Below are 18,071 nucleotides of genomic sequence, written 5' to 3' on the forward strand. Positions count from 1 at the left end.
GATAGACAGGTAACAAAACATAGTACATCATGCAAGAAAAATGGAACCGCTTTCTACAATTATTTGAGCGATTGGTAAAACAATGGATTCATTCGAGATGATAAAACTATTTTAGGAGGGTTAAAAATGCAAATTCCAATTAAGAAAACGCTTGATAAAATTCCAGGTGGTCTGATGGTTGTTCCACTTTTTTTAGGAGTATTAACGAATACCTTTTTCCCACAATTTTTACAAATTGGAAGTTTTACAACGGCATTATTTAGTAAAGAAGCATCGTCTACCATTTTGGCGTGTTTTATGTTTTTAATTGGTTCACAAATTAATTTCAAATTAGCACCAAAGGCATTAAAAAAAGGTGCAATATTATTAACAGGAAAATTTATAGTGGGTGCAGGTATCGGTATAACTGTAGCAATACTTTTTGGGCCTGCCGGAATATTAGGATTATCACCATTAGCGATCCTAGCAGCATTATTAAATGCAAATGGCGGATTATATGCATCTCTTGCTTCATCATATGGAGACGAAACCGATGTAGGCGCATATGCTTTATTTTCTTTAAAAGATGGTCCATTTTTTACATTAGTTGCATTAGGTGCATCTGGTCTTGCCACAATCCCTTTTCAAACACTTATAGGAGTATTAATTCCAATCGTAATAGGAATGATCTTAGGAAATATTGATTCTGATATGAGAAAGTTCCTTGGAAGCAGTAAATTATTATTAATCCCATTCTTCTCATTCCCATTAGGTGCAGGAATGAATCTTTCAACTATTATAAAAGCTGGAGGTCCTGGGATATTACTAGGATTAATAGCTGCATTCACTGGAATTGGAGCTTATGTACTATTAAAGTTATTTAAAGAAAATCCGATCGTTGGTTTAGCAACAGGGTCAACTGCAGGGAATGCTGTAGCTACACCAGCTGTTGTTGCAGCAGCAGATCCAACCTTAGCTGCCATAGCACCAGGAGCTACTGCGCAAGTTGCAGCAGCATGTGTAATATCAGCAATAGTATGCCCTATTATTGTTAATTATGTATTTAAAATGTCCGAAAAGAAAAAAGCTAACAAATCAATTGCAAGAGCATCATGACAATAAAGTAAAAATTTACTGTAATCCTGGCCATCATGCTTCCGGAGCTTTTAAGCCAAATTGAAAAAGAAACAAAGAAAAAGCAGTCAGCCGTTTCACTTTCTGCTTTTTTTAGTTACAAAAAAGGGTTTTTAGTTAAAGAAATAGTAGGATAAGGAAAATTTTATTAACATGGTTTCGGTATTGTCTAAAATAGCTAATTTAAGATAGAAGGAAGGAAACACCATGAATGTACTTGAGAGTGTACCCGAGAATGTTATTATAACTACAATAAAAGGAAAAGAAGTTCTCTCAAATCCTTTTTTGAATAAAGGAACAGCTTTTACGAAAGAGGAAAGGGAAGAACTTGGGCTTGAAGGTCTGTTACCTCCACAAGTAATAACCCTTGATGAACAAGTTAATAGGGTTTATGAACAATATTCGATGCGGACGACCAATCTATTCAAAAACGGGCTGCTTTATGATTTATATAACCGTAATGTTGTCTTGTTTTACCGCCTTTTGAAAGAACACCTGGCAGAAATGCTCCCAATCATCTACACTCCTACTGTCGGCGATGCAATCCAGTCATACTCCCATAGATACCGACGGTCAGATGGCTTATATCTTTCAATCGATAATCCTGAGGGGATTGAAAAGGCATTTTATAATCTTGGAAAACCAAAAAATGGTGTTGATTTAATTGTCGTGACCGACTCTGAAAGCATTCTTGGTATTGGGGACCAAGGGATAGGCGGTATTAATATAGCGATTGGTAAACTTGCCGTGTACACGGCTGCAGCAGGTATTGATCCAAACCGTGTTCTACCAATCGTGTTGGATGTTGGCACGAACAATCAGGCTTTGATTGCAGATCCTATGTATATCGGCAACAAATTCGCACGTGTCCGAGGTAATCGTTATGATCAATTCATTGATTTATTCGTTCAGACTGCAAGGAAGTTCTTTCCAGAAGTTCTCATTCACTGGGAGGACCTTGGCAACGTGAATGCACGAAATATCTTGGACAAATATGGAGACAAAATCCTAACCTTCAACGATGACATTCAAGGGACAGGTGCTGTTACCCTTGCTGCTATTATGTCTGCTTTGAAAGTAACAGGAGAATCCTTGAAGGACCAGCGCATTGTTGTCTTTGGACCAGGAGCTGCTGGCATCGGTAACGCAGACCAAATGGCAGATGTCATGGTTCTAGAAGGATCGACCAGAGAAGAAGCCTTTGATCGTTTCTGGGCTGTAGACTATCGGGGTCTATTAACAGATGAAACACCAGATGTTCTGCACTTCCAGAAGCCTTATGCAAGAAAGGTGGATGAAGTTAAGGATTGGGATAAGAATGAGGAAGGGATCATTTCATTAATGGAAGTAGTTCAAAGGGTGAAACCAACAATCCTGATTGGTACTTCAGGACAAGCCGGCGCGTTCACTGAAGAAATTATTAAAGAAATGGCCAAGCACGTTGACCGACCTATCATCTTGCCTATGTCCAATCCGACTGCATTGACTGAAGCAGTGCCGGAAAACCTGATTAAGTGGACCGATGGTAAGGCTCTAATTGCAACAGGTAGCCCGTTTGCCAATGTAGAATACAAAGGTGTTTCCCATGAAATTGGACAGTCAAATAATGCATTTGTATTTCCTGGCCTAGGTTTGGGGGCGATTGTTGCAAAAGCTGAAGTGATCTCAAAAGGAATGTTTGCAGCTGCTGCTTATGCGGTTGCAAGTATGTCTGACACTAGTAAACCTGGAGCATCCCTGCTGCCATCTATTGAAAAGCTACATGAAGTCTCAAAATACGTAGCCATTGAAGTAGCCTATGCAGCTATACACGAAGGAATTGCAAGAGCAGATATTCAAGATGTTGAAAATGCGATTGAAGATGCTATGTGGAAAGCTGAGTATAAAGAAATTAAGAGTATAGCTTTAGAAGTATAGAAGTCAAGGGGATAGCAAATAAAGTTAGTCCTTATTAATAATACAGAGCCTAAATATTGAAAAAAATAAAGATGGAGCAATTGTTTTATGTTGACGCCATCTTTATTTCTTTACCACCTTGCTTAACCAAATCGTGGCGGGTGAAATTTTACTAATAAGTTGATTTAATATAGAGACTGCAAAGCTCTTCAAGAGAGCGTTGCGGTCTCTTAGTATGTAATGGATAAACCTTATTCATACTATAATTAAGCAGATAACCTGGAGGAGATTATGAAAAAGGGCAGATATAGTTTACAAGCCATCATTATTATTTTTGTATGCCTTGTTGTCGCTTTGTCACTAGGTATAACCGATTTGCTAATCAGTAAGAGAATTACTTCCAGTGTGGAAGAGACACAGAAAGAAAAGGTACTCAATATTGCAAAAATCGTGTCTCTTAACCCGCAAGTAATTGGGTCTCTTGAGGGGAAAACAAATTCGACAGAAATAGAAGCTTTTGCTAATCAAATAAAAGATTTAACGCATGTTAACTTTGTTGTTGTCATGGATATGAAAGGAATCCGGCTTTCCCATCCGGATCCCAGTGAAGTTGGAAAGAGATTTAGGGGAGGAGATGAAGGACCAGTCCTTCGAGGGAAAGAGTATGTATCTATCTCAAAGGGGATTCTCGGGCCCTCCATGCGGGCATTTACACCAATAATGAATTCAAATGGAAAACAAATCGGCGCTGTTGCGGTTGGGATTTCTTTGGAAAACGTAACGAAGGCTGTACATAAAGGTCGGATGGGGATGATGATTGGGACAATAATCGGAATATTAATCGGGGTAACCGGTGCGGTGGGCTTAGCCAGGTTTATCAAAAAAATCTTATTGGGCCTCGAGCCGTTCGCTATAGCTAAGCTACTTGAAGAGCGGAGTTCCATGCTCCAGTCGGTGCGTGAGGGAATTATAGCCATTGACCAAGAAGGAAAAATTACCCTTGTAAACAGGGCTGCACAAAAGCTTTTTAAAAAAGCCGGCCTAAAAGGGAATCCAAAAGGACTCAAAATAGAAGATTATTTACCTGAGACCCGCTTAACCCGTATTTTGCAGTCTGGAGAAACCGAGGTTGATCAGGAACAGGATCTGCATGGGGTTACTATTTTGGTAAACAGGGTGCCAGTAGTGGTGGATAATCAACCGGTTGGAGCAATCGCTACATTCCGTGATAAAACGGAAGTTCAGTTATTGGCCGAACAGCTCACAGGGGTGCGTAATTATGCGGATGCCCTTCGTGCCCATGCCCATGAATTCATGAATAAGATGCATGTTATTCTTGGCCTAGTCCGTACCGAACAATACGACACACTTGCGAACTATGTGAGTGAAACGGTTAACCATCGGGAAATGGAAATGGGTTTTGTAACAAAGAATGTCCTGGATCCGGTTCTAGCTGGATTTTTGATTGGCAAGCTAAGCTTTGCAAGAGAATCAGGTGCATCACTATCATTTGATTGCACAAACAAGATCCCCCAGCCTGTGAATCCGGAAATCACTCAAGAACTCATAACGATTATTGGAAACCTTGTCGATAATGCAATGGAAGCGATCGCGAACAGTCCTGTCAAAAAAGTTGACTTAAAGCTTGACTACGCAGAGGATATTTTAACAATCGAGGTTAAGGATACAGGTATGGGAATGACAAAAGCAATACAAAATAAAATATTCGATAAAGGCTTCTCCACGAAAGGAGATAACCGTGGGGTCGGACTATATCTTTTAGCTCAGGGTATTGAAAGACTTGAAGGGGACCTAATCATTTCTTCTAAGCCGGGAAAGGGAACGAATTTTGCGGTTTATATACCTTATAAAGCAGAGGATGAAAAGGCATGATCAATGTAATGATTGTAGAAGACGACCCTATGGTGGCGGAAATCAATAAACAATACCTTTCTAAGATTGATGGCTTCCGTTTAACTAAAATAGCCAATTCAGTCGATGATGCGATCCTTGTGCTTAGAAAGCAAGATATACACCTTATACTTCTGGATATTTTTATGCCGGGCAAACATGGGTTAGAGTTATTGACGTACCTCCGGAAAAATGAACTTGAAGTTGATGTAATTATTATTTCAGCAGCTTCTGATCTAGAGCGAATCAAAACGGCATTAAGGTATGGGGTTGTCGATTATTTAATAAAGCCTTTTGAATTTGAAAGGTTCAATGCTGCTCTTGTTAGCTATCAGCAAAAGACCCGGTTTACCGATAAACTGGAAACAGTCAGCCAACAAGAGCTCGATAATTATCTTTTACACAGGGATGAAACTACAATAATTGAAGAGCTGCCAAAAGGGTTAACTAAGGATACTTTAAAGCAAATATGGGAAGCAGTTCAGGAATTGAAGGAGGTGCCGTTTTCCACCGAAGAAGTGGCAAATGTTGTAGGCATTTCAAGGGTATCAGCGAGAAAGTATATGAACTTCTTAAAGGATTTAGGAATCCTTAATGTAAAGGTTATATATGGAACCATCGGAAGACCAGTTTACCAGCATGAATATAACCAAATTAACGAGTACTTAATAAAAAATTTTCTGTAAGTGTTTATGACTGAATTAAGTGTAGAAGCCGGTGGTTGTTCTCGCTTATTAATAATTTACTTAAGAAATAGCAAATAGATTAAAATAGAAAATGGTAGCGTGGGTGCTTAAACCAACCCTACCATTTTACAGATTAACCATAATTTTAGCTACAATAGAGTTGTCTAAGCCATGAACGAGCCTATTTTTCTTACTAGCCAAATACATAAACATGTGGAAGAATCGAATTAACTAATAAAGAGCCCCGAAAAATCGAGGCTTTGATAACAAACTGAAAAAATACTATTTTACATGATTTTTCTTATTATTTTTTAACCACAGGTACCCAAAATTCGCCGTAGAAAGTGCCGTCGCCGTTATCTTTGCGATAAGTCGCGTTTGGACCACCAACGTACGCATAGTCAGTGACTTGGGTCAAGACTTCGCCAAAAGCACGGTATGTTAGCTGATCAAACAAAGTTTCCTTATCGCCATTTCCTGCGACCACGATGTATTCGCTCTCTGGGAATTCGATGATGCGTGTTGCATCAGACACTGATTTACCAGCTTCTACTGCAAAATAATTCCAAGGTTTTCCTTGATAAACTTCGTTGACTGACCATTCGCGATCGTCTTTTGCTGCGTCTTTGAGCTTATCAAAACGTCCGTCAGCCTTAAGAATACTCCAAAACTCAGCTTTTTCCTTTTGCATAGCTTGCATGTCTTGGAAATTCGACTGGATTGAAAAACCATAAGCGGTCAATGTGAACGATTTTTTATGTTCAAGTGTGTAATTTTCCATGTGAGTACTCCTTTTTTTCAGATCTTGTTTTTTTAATTTTGACAAATTTAGCAGAGTTTAGACTTCTACTTTTTTTACACGAAGCCACATTTCGCCGTAGAATTCACCGTTTTCAGCTGATTTGACGAATGTTGAGTTACCAGGTCCAACGTATTTGTAGTCTGTGATTTCTTGCAACATGCCGCTGAAAACCTTGCCTGTGATTTCGTCAGCAAGGCGATTTTTGTCAGTGCTTGTGCCAGGCACGACGAGATAGTCTCCAGCAAGGAAGTCGAGGACGACCGCGCCTTCCACGTCGAACTCACCCATCACGCCAAATCCGCGCCAAGCCTTGTGTTCGATAGCATAGTTGATTTGATATTCTTGCCCGTCAGCAAGCGCGAGAAGTTCAGCTAGCTTGCCATTTTCAGTAATTTCGGCTTTTTTCGCTGCAGTTTTTGCAGCATTACCTGCCCAGTCATTGTAGTCTTCAAGCGAAACACCGAAAGCAGTCATTTTGTAGTTTTCTGTGATTGTTTTGATTGAGTATTTAGACATTATATTCTCTCCTTTGTGGATTTATTTTTTACAAGATTGATTCTAATAGCCAAATGTATCAAAAAATGATACTGTTTTTCGAAGATCAAATAAATAAAGTTTTACTAACTTTTCCCTTTACATATTTTTTTAGAGAGCTGATCAGCACAAGCTGCTTTGCTGATTGAACTATTAAGTATTTTTGATTTTTGTTCATTTTACATTTTCAATAATTAATGTAAATCTGTTATTACTGTTATTTATTTGATACATTTTTGATACAATAAAAATATGAAGAAAATAGAACGAGTAAACCTGATCATGCGTTACATAAATAATCGCGCACATTTTACGATTGCTGAAATTCAGCGAGAGTTCAAGATATCCCGCGCAACGGCGATCCGCGACATTAACGAGATTCAGTCTATGGGATTTCCACTGACGTCCGAGATTGGTCGTGGTGGTGGCTACTTTGTCATACAAAATCAGTATCTGCCCGCAACCCGCTTCACGGCAGAAGAGCTGAAGGCGATGTTTATCAGCTTTATCGCCTCGAAAAATTCGCAGCTGCCTTATCTGCAAAATCGCCGCTCAATCACTGAAAAACTCATCGGCATCGCGTCCCAAACCCAGCAAGACGAGTTGATCGAGCTGAATAATATTTTGCTTTTTGAAAATACAAATCCTGCCAATCCGAATCTTTTGGAGCTCGATGATGCTGCGCCTGAAGAGCTGAACCAATTGATTTCTCTTGCAGTACGGGATAAACATTTACGCGTGACTTATGAGATGACTCCTGGCTGGCCGCAGTTGATGGACGTTTTTTTACTACACATTTTTAACTCGAACGCTCAGTGGCTGGTTGAGGTTTATGATTTTGATTCGGATGAGTTTCATTATTTACCTGTTGATATGCTGCGGGATTCGGCAATTTCTGAGAAGGAGATGAAATGGTCTGAGCAAGAGATTTTAAACAAAAAACGGCTTTTTGCACGTGAGTCTAATCTTGTAGTAAAACTTGATACGACCGGTATTCAGCGCTTTAAACGTATGCACCCGCCGGGAATTGTTTTGTCATTAACTGGGATGTTTCAGTCGAGTGGGATTTTCAATGTACAGTTGGATGTAACCGATGTTGAGGCGCTAGAGTATTATGCGGATTGGCTTTTGTTTTTGGGGAAAGGGGTCGAGTTTGAGAGGATTCCTAATGAGCTGCGGGTGATTTTGGAAGAGCGTTTAGTCAATTTACGATTTCCTTGAGTTTTATCTTAGATATTTAAAATGGGAGTACGATATAAACTTTCATTCACTGTTGTGAATCTGAGGATTCATGGATGGCTAACGCATGCATATGTTACATAAAACTTGGGAGCTGATGATTAGCTCCCCGTTATTTTGTGTAAATGAAAACCCTAAGCTAGGCAAAAACCTTAGATTGTATTACACCGATGATCAGTAATCAAAGATTTCGTTCTCTGTTTGTGTTTAGAATCTCCTTAGCCTTGCTTGTTAGATTAATTCCTGCCCTACCTCTATTTGTTTGCAAATATCCTCTAATTTTTAGGGAATTCAACCGGTGTCTAACCTGTGCTTCAGATAAGTTCATTTCGACTTCTTGACTCTTCTCAGAAATAATCCTTCTTCCGATGATCTTTCCATTTTCCTCATAATTCATGATGAGGTTAAGGATGAAAAGTGATTCTTCATCAAGAGTGGTTGAACCTGAATAAAAGGACGGTATACTCTTGATTGTGTAGCTATTTGTATTCCTATGAGGAGATTTTTGAAAAAAATGTTGATTAGGCAAATCATTTTTCGTTATTTGGTTTCCAGTACGGACTGCAAGCATGTAATCTATGGTATTTTTAAGTTCTCTTACATTTCCATACCATGGATAAGCTTGAAGTTCTTCAATTAATTCATGTTCAATTTTGACTTTACGGTCCGATAGCGCAACAAAATGTTTAGCCAATAATTCAACGTCATTTTGACGAACCCTTAATTCGGGAAGGTGTATAAAGAGTACCTTAAGCCTATGGTATAAGTCTTCTCTGAAAACATTTTCTTGAATCATTTTCAATAGATTCTTATTGGTTGCTGCAATAATCCGAACGTCAATGGGGATGATTTGACTTCCACCAACACGCATGATTTCTTTTTCCTGCAATACTCGAAGTAGTCGTGCTTGAAGTTTGAGACTAATATCTCCAATCTCATCCAAAAAAATAGTGCCACCATTTGCTTGCTCAAACAATCCTATTTTTCCGCCCTTTTTTGCTCCTGTAAAAGCTCCGTCCGCATAACCGAATAGTTCACTCTCAACTAAATCATCCGATAAAGCACTAAAGTTAACGGCAAGAAAAGGGCCGCTATTTCGAAAAGAAGCATTATGAATGGCACTTGCAAACAACTCTTTTCCTGTACCACTTTCACCTTCAATTAAAACCGTTAAATCATTCTTAGCTAACCTTTTGGCAATCTGTTTCGTTTCTTGGATGGAAGAGCTAATTCCGACGATATCAGGAAAGTTGTATTTTGCTATGTATCCTTTTTTAACAAATTCTTTTCTTAATTTACGTTCATATCCAATGGTCTTGAGGGCATTTCTAAAAGTTACAATAATTGATTGATCATTTATATGCAGACGTTCTACGATCACATCTAATCCGTTTACAACAAATATACCGCTTTCTTGTTGACTATTTGAAAGGATAAAAGTTAACAAATCAATATTATCAATAATGGAATGAATAGGATGACCAATAGCATGTTTGTTTTCTATTTTTAGCATATTTTCCAAGAATTCATTAAAAACAACAATCTTTCCTTTATTATCAATAGCTAGTATTCCGTCACCAACACTATCAATTACTTGATGAAGTTGTCGATGAGCTTTCGCTAGATTCTTCGTCAAATCTACTATTTTTCGATAATACCTTTCAGAAACATGGTTACCGTATTCCTCCATTAAATGGAATCGCTCCAAAATGGACATAATCGTTGTAATATCTATTAATCTATGACCTATATTAATCACTTTTTCTACAAAGTTGGGGATAATTTTAAGTTCGCCAGGTGTGATTGCAAGCTTAATCATTTGTATGTTAGTTTTTCCTGGATAGTAAGGGATATATTCAATATGGTTTAGTCCTAATTGACGCATGGTTTCAATCGATTCATATACTGTTTCAGGATTATCATTCACATACAGGGCTTGTGTTCCTTCTGGCAAAAATAAAAGTTGATCTACGTTTTCATAATTTAATGTCCGTTTTGCAATGATTACCTCGCAATTCTTCCCAATATAGTCTTTGACCGTTTCTATCGTAAATTTATTAGGTAAAACGATTAATGTAGAATGAAATACTTTTGGAATACTTTCTTCTACAGAAAAACTTTCAATCTCTATGAGGTCACTTAACATCTCTGCTAGTTGTTGATGCAGTGCTTTTCGTGTTTCTTTTAAAACGGTAATCAATACAATGTGATTGTTTTCAAATTCGGTCATAGAACACCTCTTTAGTTGAATTTTATTGGTCTAAAGTTGGTTGAATAATTTGGTTATTAAATAACCAAATAATAACCAATTATAATCCAAATCAACATGGCAAGCACTGGGAAAACAACGAAATATTTAAAAAAATGTAAATAATTATTTACATTTTAATGTTGGCACGACACTTGCTTATATAAATAGCGTGTAAAGAATTAATGAAATTTGTAGAGTAGTAATCCACCTATTCAATTCTTTATCATTTGTTAGAAAAAGGAGGAAGGTAAGAAGATAAAATCACTCAGTGAAAAACAACAAATAGATGAGGTGAGAGGAAATGAAACCACTAATTGGCGTTACCGGATATTATGTTGACCATAGTGAGATAGGAAAGGAAGGCTTACGTGGATTACCAGGTCAAGATATGGCAATCTTTTCTTATGACTATATCCGTTCGCTTCAACGGGCGGGTGCTACGGTTGTACTACTTCCAATTGAAGAAGCTGATCAAATCGATTCCACACTTAACCAATTAGATGGGTTATTATTGGCTGGTGGGGCGGATATCAATCCACTTTATTATGGTGATTTACCCAAAGCGTATTTAGGCACAGTAGAGGAAGAACGAGATAACTTTGAATTAAACCTGGCAAGAAAAGCTTTAGAAAAAGATATGCCTATTCTAGGAATCTGTCGAGGATTACAAGTGTTGAATGTTGCATCTGGTGGGACTCTATATCAAGACTTAGAACATGAGATGGGCCCTGAATATTTCCATGTTCGGGAACAGTTTCGTAAATGGCAAGGCTCCCATTCTATTAATGTTCTTGAAGGGAAAAAAATTTATGAGGCTATTGGCCAAAAATCCTTAATGGTTAATTCTTTTCATCATCAAGCAGTCAAAACGTTGGGAAGAGATTTTGAAGTGAGTGCTTGGTCGTTTGATGGTGTAATAGAGGCAATCGAATCCAAAGCTCATCATTATGTAACAGCTGTCCAATGGCATCCAGAAATGATGTCGGAAAGGGATATTCTACAGCAGCGTTTATTTAATCACTTTGTTAATGTAACTAGTAAAAAGGTGGTTAAATCTTAGAGTGCCATGAGAAATAGGATCGATGGCATTCAGTTACCTCTTAAAGATATAAAGAGTTATTCGTAATATGAGAGTCTGGTATGCTTTCGCAGACGAGGTAACCAGACTATCTGTTGCCAAAAATTTATTGAAAAGGGGATCGGAATATGAGTCAACTGTCAGGAAAAGTAATTTTAGCTGAGTCAGGAGAAAAAAAGGAAAAAAGAGAATGGAAAATAAACGTATTTGCACTGTTACTTGTCTTTTTAGTCATTTCAACCATAATTACACATATAATGCCAGCTGGAGAATATGCACATATTGAAAAAAATGGGCATACAACGGTAAATCCAGATTCATTCAGATGGATTGCATCAGCACCGCTTGGATTTTTTGATATGGTAAAAGCTATTCCTACAGGGATGGTAGAAGCAGCTAATATTATCTTTTTTGTGCTTATTATTGGAGGGTTTTTTGGTGTATTAAAGGCATCAGGTACGGTTGAGGCTCTTGTTTCAACCATGGCAAAAAATCTCGCTAACCGTGAAAAGCTGATGATTCCTATTATAATGCTTTTCTTTGCACTTGGAGGATCCTTAATGGGGATGGCTGAAGAAAGTTTGGCTTATGTACCTCTGTTTATTCCATTGGCTCTTGCACTTGGTTTTGATACGATAACAGGAACTGCGATGGTATTGGTAGGGGCGTCCGTCGGATTTACAACCGCAATTATGAATCCGTTTACAGTGGGGATGGCCCAAGGGATTGCAGGTCTTCCTATGTATTCTGGGATGGGTTTCCGCCTCGTATTATTCGTAGTCATGTATCTTATTGCTGTTACATTTGTCTATCGTCATGCTATGAAAGTAAAGAAAAATCCATCAACTGGAGTTTTTGGAAAATTCGATACAAATAAATCAGACAATCTATTAACAGCGAATGTAGAGCTAACAACAAGACATAAGTGGATTTTAACAGCATTTTTTATTAATTATGTTATTCTTGTTTTCGGTGTTATTAAGTATGAATGGTATATAACAGAAATTGCATCCTTATTTATTATCTTAACGATAGTAATTGCAATCCTTGGCAAGATATCTATTGAAGATACTGTAGAATCTTTTACACAGGGATCGGCATCTTTAGTCAGCGGAGCTTTAATTATTGGTGTATCGCGCGCCATTCTGGTCGTATTGAATCAAGGTCATATTATAGATCCCCTACTTCACCAAGTATCGGAAGGAATGAAACATATTCCTGCATTTTTAAGTGTTGTCGGAATGTACAACTTCCAAGCGGCTATCCATTTCATATTATCATCAGGTAGTGGTCATGCGATGTTGACAATGCCTATTATGGCACCGCTTGCAGATTTATTACATATTACACGCCAAACAACAGTATTATCCTTTTCATTTGCGGATGGTATTGGAAATATTATATTTCCGACAGGTGGAACGCTAATGGCTGGGTTGGCAATTGCAGGAATTTCCTGGACAAGGTGGGCAAAGTGGATTCTCCCTTTGATTTTAATTGAATACACAATCGGTTTAATAGCGGTTATAATTGCTCATCTTATCAATTATGGTCCATTCTGAGATCGGAAGGATCGTTCTATGTTTTTTGTATTTTAAGCATAGGAAATTTGTAGTTAATTTATGAGGAGACAATCGTTTTAAGAGATCATCTATATGGATGCTCTCTTTTTTTTATGTAATATTAATCGATTTTTTAATTGATTAATGTAATGTCCTATTGGAATGATATCTTTCAATAGTTTTTTTTGTTTATGAAAGTATAAATTGGAGAGAGAAAATTTAATTCCAAGTGGTGCCAAGTTTTAGGAATTAAGTATAAGTCAAACTACGTCTTTGTTTTCGCTTTAACGGCCGCTAGTAGGTTTGATTAAAACTACTATGTTGCTCAATATTTTTAGGGAATATAGTCGAAAATCGTAATATTTTTATAGTACTTGCGATAATAAAGGGTTAAAATAACCCATTTGACCGAAAAGTGAATTTTCTGAATAATTATAGAAAGAAATTAAATGATCGTTAAACAGATCGTAGCCATCATTTAATTTTAGTGGCAATAATTAATTACTAGGAGGAAGAAAATGGGGAAATCGGTACAAAGAAGTAAGATTGTAAAAAGCATGACTGTTTTAGCTTTATCGTCTAGTTTTCTTTTAGCTTCATTTGGTAATGTAACGAATGTATCAAAAGCTGTTAGCTCTACAAACGTTGAGGACATGCTCGCTAAGTTAACACCAACACAAAGGGCTGCTTTAAATCAACTTTCAACGAATGAATCTACAGGTCTTAAAATTTCTTCTGATAAGGATTTAAATACTACAGAGCAAGCTAATGTCATAGTTGAGTTTGTACATAAGCCTGCAAAAGTTGCTCAAATTGAAGCTAGTTTAGAAGGGCAGCAATTATCTGCAACTGAGGCTACACAATTAGTTGATCAAGATCATAATACCTTTCAAGAAGATGTAGACCAAATATTAACAGATGAAAATAATTCAAAAGTAAACTATAAGATTAATCGTATTTATGAACATTCTTTTAACGGTGTTTCGATTAGCTTACCAGCAAACCAAATTAAGAATCTATTAAAATCGAAGGCTGTAAAAAATGTATGGAGTGATGAGACGTTTTCAATTAATCCACCTAATCTAAAGGAACAAAGTGAACAATTGAAAGCAGACGAATTTAACATCGAAAACTATTCACCTTATGATGGATTAGATCGTTTACATGCTGAAGGCTATACAGGGAAAGGCATTAAGATAGGAATTCTTGATACAGGTATTGATTATAACCACCCAGATTTAAAAGATGCCTATAAAGGTGGCTATGATTTCGTTGATAATGATAATGACCCGATGGAAGCTACATATGCTGATTGGAAAAAATCAGGAAAACCTGAAATCTCGGGATCAAATACATTTTATACAGAACATGGTACACATGTTGCAGGAATAATCGGCAGTCGAGGTGTTGCTGATACTGAATATAAAACTGTTGGAGCAGCGCCAGAGGCAGATATTTATTCATACAGGGTTCTTGGACCATATGGATCTGGAAAAGGTGCTGACATTATAGCAGCACTAGATAAGGCAGTAAGTGACGGGATGGATATTATTAATATGTCACTAGGTGCAACAATAAATGACCCGCTTTTTGCGACTTCGGTAGCTGTAAACAATGCTGTTCTAAGTGGCGTTACGACTGTAGTTGCCGCTGGTAATAGAGGAAATGGAATGTATACACTTGGCTCTCCAGGATCATCAGCATTAGCATTAACAGTTGGTGCATCAACTAGTGCAATAGATCTTTTCCAGTTTTCAGGTTTTCAAAATAGTAAAAAATATACTATTAGAGAATTAGCCAGAAACTATACAGACGATCTAACAGCATTAAAAGGAAAAACGTTTAATCTAGTTGATGTTGGTTTAGGAAAAGGCGTTGATTATAACGGAAAAGATGTAAAAGGAAAAATTGCTTTTATTCAAAGAGGTGATACTTCTTTTATTGATAAAATCAAACTAGCGAAGGCTAAAGGTGCTGTTGCAGTAATAATTTATAATAATGACGTCAACAAAGCTGAAGGGATCATACAAGGGTATGTCGGTGAATCTCTATTAGCCATTCCTACATTTTCGATGTCAAATGAAGATGGCCTAGCAATCTCAAATGCGATTAAACAAGGAAGTTCTGACTTTACTTTTGGTGATTATACGAAATTTAAAACACCTGAGGATGAACTAACATCATTTAGTTCAAGAGGACCATCTCGCATAAATTATGACATAAAGCCAGAAGTAACGGCGCCAGGTGCAGCAATTCTTTCGACTGTTCCATTTTATGTAAATAATAAAACAGGAGATGGATCAAAACCGGAAGATTATAAAATTGCATATGAACGCCTATCTGGAACATCAATGGCGACTCCGTATGTTGCAGGAGTGTCAGCACTATTACTACAATCAAATAAAAATCTACAGCCAGCAGATATAAAATCTATATTGATGAATACGGCTGATCCTTTAAAGAAGGATTATAGTGTATTTGAAGTTGGTAGCGGAAGAGTAGACGCATATGAAGCAATTCACTCAAACGTAGAATTAAATGTGGTAGATAGTACGCCAACAATTATTGATGGAAAAGAAAAATCAATCAAAGAATTAACAGGTGCGATGAGTTTTGGGTCATTTAGTTTCAAAAACGAAGAAATTGCGGCGAACCGACAAATTATACTAAAAAATAGTAGTGAACAAGTGAAGACATTTAGTATTGATGTTAAATATCAAACTGGATTAAGAGGTTCTAAAGATGCAAACTTAAATGATGTTACCTTAACTAGTCCTTCCTCAGTAACTCTAGATGGAAGTAGTCAAAAACCGATTAACTTTCATTTGAAAATACCTGCAAATGCCGAAAAAGGAATTTATGAAGGGTATATCGTCTTTACGAATGATGCAGATCAAACAGAACAGTATCAAATACCATTCGGTGTTCACTATGTAAAAGAAGGATTTAATTCAGCGGCTACATACAATAAGATGATGACATCAGATTATACTAATTATTACCCATTACTTGAATTTAACGCAGGTGCAACCTTTAATTTAAGTTCTAGTATGGAAACAATCGATTTCGTTTTACTTGATAGTGAAACAGATGAAGAAATCGGTTATTTAGGACAAATCCCTGCATCGCAATTGGATGAAAATACTGATTACTATGTCACTGGTGTCTTTACCGGATACTATAATCCTTTCACTAATGACCCGAAAAACCCAGTATCACCTACAAGTGTAAAAGTACCTTATGGGCCAGCACATTATAAGATAAAAATGATCGGTACTAATAGAGATGGTAAAACATTTTCGATGACGGACCATGTAATGGTTGATATTACTGGTCCTACTTTTACAACAGATTTAGAAGAAGGCGTTATCGAGGTTAAACCTGGTACAACATCTTATCCAATTAAAGGTACAGTTTTTGATAAAACCCAAGATGATTATCGTACGCAAGGTATTTCTATTGATCAATCGGGTAATTTTGTGATGATAAAAAATAATAATACTACCTTTTCAAATGGTTTCAATGTTGATGCAAAAGGAAATTTTGCATATAATATCCCGATTGACCCTTCTGCTAAAAGCGTAAATGTTGAACTTGCAGGATATAATTCAGCTAAGATTGGTACAAGAAACAAATATTTTACATTTATTCCAGAAGGCACTCCACTTGTTTATGGAAGTGTTGATCAAAAAATTGTAAATGCAGGTGAAAATGTAAAGGTGAACCTAACAGCATATAACGTTACTGATGCAAAAAAAATAGCTAGTAGCCTTTCATTTTCAAATAATCAATTAGAATTTGTAGATGTAAAGCTTAATCCAGCAATTGAAAAATTTGGTTTGGCGAAACTCACATCTAATTCAGCTCCATCAGGATTGAATACAAATGTAAATGTCAATATAGAGATGACTAACGGAAAAGTGACAGGTGATGTACCATTTGCAGAAGTAACGTTAAAAGTAAAAGATAATACTTATAATTTTTATTCGCCTTTTAAATCATCTTCTGCATCTTATATAAATGAATCTAACCAATCAATTGCAATGAATTCAACAATACCACCAATTTGGTTCAAACCAACTTATTCAAAAATTTCAGGAAGTATTGGAATTCCAGTCTCATTGCAAAAAGAAGGTAAGAGTTCATGGAGGGTAGCCCCTTCGCAGATTGGTGCAGTTCTATCAGTAAAGGATCAAAACGGTAACATCTACCCAGGAGTTATTAATCAATTTGGCCAAGTATCCGTGGATAAATTACCAAAAACACTCGATGAAATGGTCGTATCACTCGATATTCCTGGCCATTTCACAATATATGAACCTTTCCATGTGGGCTTCCTAGATGATGAAGGCGTACTAACTGCTCATTGGAATCCTGAAATAAATTTTAATGCTGCAATTCCTGGAGACGTTAATAAAGATAATGTCATTGATTTGAAGGACGCCTTAGCAATCCAAACTAATTGGGGAACTGACAGTCGCAGTGCAGACATTAATTTTGATAAAATCGTAGACGCAAAAGACTTTGCATTCATCGAAAAGAATTACTTAATGCAAAATCCAACGGTGGAAAACGCTCCAAAACCTCTAGAAAAATATAAATCAAAATCACTTGAGGATATTAAGAAAGAGCTAGGGTTGAATTAATTTTTCTAATGGAAAAGACGACTGTTATTAAGTCGTCTTTTTCACGCTTTGAAAAACAACTTTGTCAATTAAATTACCAAATTTTCGTAAAAGGAGTAGGTGATGTTGATTTCCATTACAGGATGCTCGCTTTCCATGGGGCGGGATTCTTTAGCCTCCTCGGCAAGCCTGCGGGGTCTTTAGCCTTCCCGCTAATCCCATAGGAGTCGAGCACCCCTCCATTCCAATCAACTTTTTCATCAAAAAAAGTATACACTAAATCCTAATCAAATAGCCTTTACTTAGAGTAATCTAGCAGTTTTTATTAATCAGTTTGTAGTTCAATTAATATCGAACATTAAACTAAATTAGTCAAA

General features: G+C 37.0%; 11 protein-coding genes. 8 read left to right on the forward strand and 3 right to left on the reverse strand.

The features are described 5' to 3' along the window. Positions 1 to 126: 126 nt before the first annotated feature. The 4 genes from BED47_RS06875 to BED47_RS06890 all read left to right on the forward strand — a co-directional run bounded on the left by BED47_RS06875 (position 127) and on the right by BED47_RS06890 (position 5,606). Entirely contained in the window at positions 127 to 1,095 is a 969-nt protein-coding gene (locus BED47_RS06875; protein WP_069033032.1) for a 2-keto-3-deoxygluconate permease, read from the forward strand. A gap of 225 nt (positions 1,096 to 1,320) precedes the next feature. Then, positions 1,321 to 3,030: an NAD-dependent malic enzyme gene (locus tag BED47_RS06880; protein WP_069033033.1), complete on the forward strand. Its 1,710-nt coding sequence runs from the start codon at positions 1,321 to 1,323 to the stop codon at positions 3,028 to 3,030. A gap of 270 nt (positions 3,031 to 3,300) precedes the next feature. Further along, positions 3,301 to 4,902, forward strand: a complete 1,602-nt coding sequence (gene dcuS / locus BED47_RS06885) for a DcuS/MalK family sensor histidine kinase (RefSeq protein WP_069033034.1) — start codon at positions 3,301 to 3,303, stop codon at positions 4,900 to 4,902. After that, on the forward strand, positions 4,899 to 5,606 hold the full coding sequence (locus BED47_RS06890) for a response regulator (protein WP_069033035.1): 708 nt from the start codon (positions 4,899 to 4,901) through the stop codon (positions 5,604 to 5,606). Before dcuS ends, BED47_RS06890 begins: the two co-directional genes overlap by 4 nt. 304 nt (positions 5,607 to 5,910) lie before the next feature. Here the strand turns inward: BED47_RS06890 and BED47_RS06895 are convergent, their stop codons facing one another. Beyond that, complete coding sequence (locus BED47_RS06895) at positions 5,911 to 6,387, reverse strand: GyrI-like domain-containing protein (protein WP_069033036.1); 477 nt, start codon at positions 6,385 to 6,387, stop codon at positions 5,911 to 5,913. Between the two features lie 57 nt (positions 6,388 to 6,444). After that, complete coding sequence (locus tag BED47_RS06900) at positions 6,445 to 6,924, reverse strand: hypothetical protein (protein ID WP_069033037.1); 480 nt, start codon at positions 6,922 to 6,924, stop codon at positions 6,445 to 6,447. A gap of 270 nt (positions 6,925 to 7,194) precedes the next feature. Between BED47_RS06900 and BED47_RS06905 the strand changes: the two genes are divergently transcribed. After that, positions 7,195 to 8,163, forward strand: a complete 969-nt coding sequence (locus BED47_RS06905; protein WP_069033038.1) for a helix-turn-helix transcriptional regulator — start codon at positions 7,195 to 7,197, stop codon at positions 8,161 to 8,163. Between the two features lie 199 nt (positions 8,164 to 8,362). On the opposite strand, the gene BED47_RS06910 is transcribed toward BED47_RS06905, so the two are convergent. Beyond that, positions 8,363 to 10,411, reverse strand: a complete 2,049-nt coding sequence (locus BED47_RS06910; protein ID WP_069033039.1) for a sigma 54-interacting transcriptional regulator — start codon at positions 10,409 to 10,411, stop codon at positions 8,363 to 8,365. A gap of 322 nt (positions 10,412 to 10,733) precedes the next feature. Here BED47_RS06910 and BED47_RS06915 point away from each other — a divergent pair, with 322 nt between their 5' ends. From BED47_RS06915 to BED47_RS24345, 3 genes are all read left to right on the forward strand, one after another. Continuing rightward, the gene (locus tag BED47_RS06915; RefSeq protein WP_069033040.1) at positions 10,734 to 11,492 is read left to right on the forward strand and encodes a gamma-glutamyl-gamma-aminobutyrate hydrolase family protein; all 759 of its coding nucleotides are present in this window, start codon (positions 10,734 to 10,736) and stop codon (positions 11,490 to 11,492) included. Between the two features lie 146 nt (positions 11,493 to 11,638). Continuing rightward, entirely contained in the window at positions 11,639 to 13,069 is a 1,431-nt protein-coding gene (locus BED47_RS06920; RefSeq protein WP_069033041.1) for a YfcC family protein, read from the forward strand. 518 nt (positions 13,070 to 13,587) lie between these two features. Further along, entirely contained in the window at positions 13,588 to 17,715 is a 4,128-nt protein-coding gene (locus tag BED47_RS24345) for a S8 family serine peptidase (protein WP_069033042.1), read from the forward strand. The last annotated feature ends 356 nt before the right edge of the window (positions 17,716 to 18,071 follow it).

Source organism: Gottfriedia luciferensis (genome assembly GCF_001712755.1).
GTDB classification, from domain to species: Bacteria; Bacillota; Bacilli; order Bacillales; family Bacillaceae_G; genus Gottfriedia; species Gottfriedia luciferensis_B.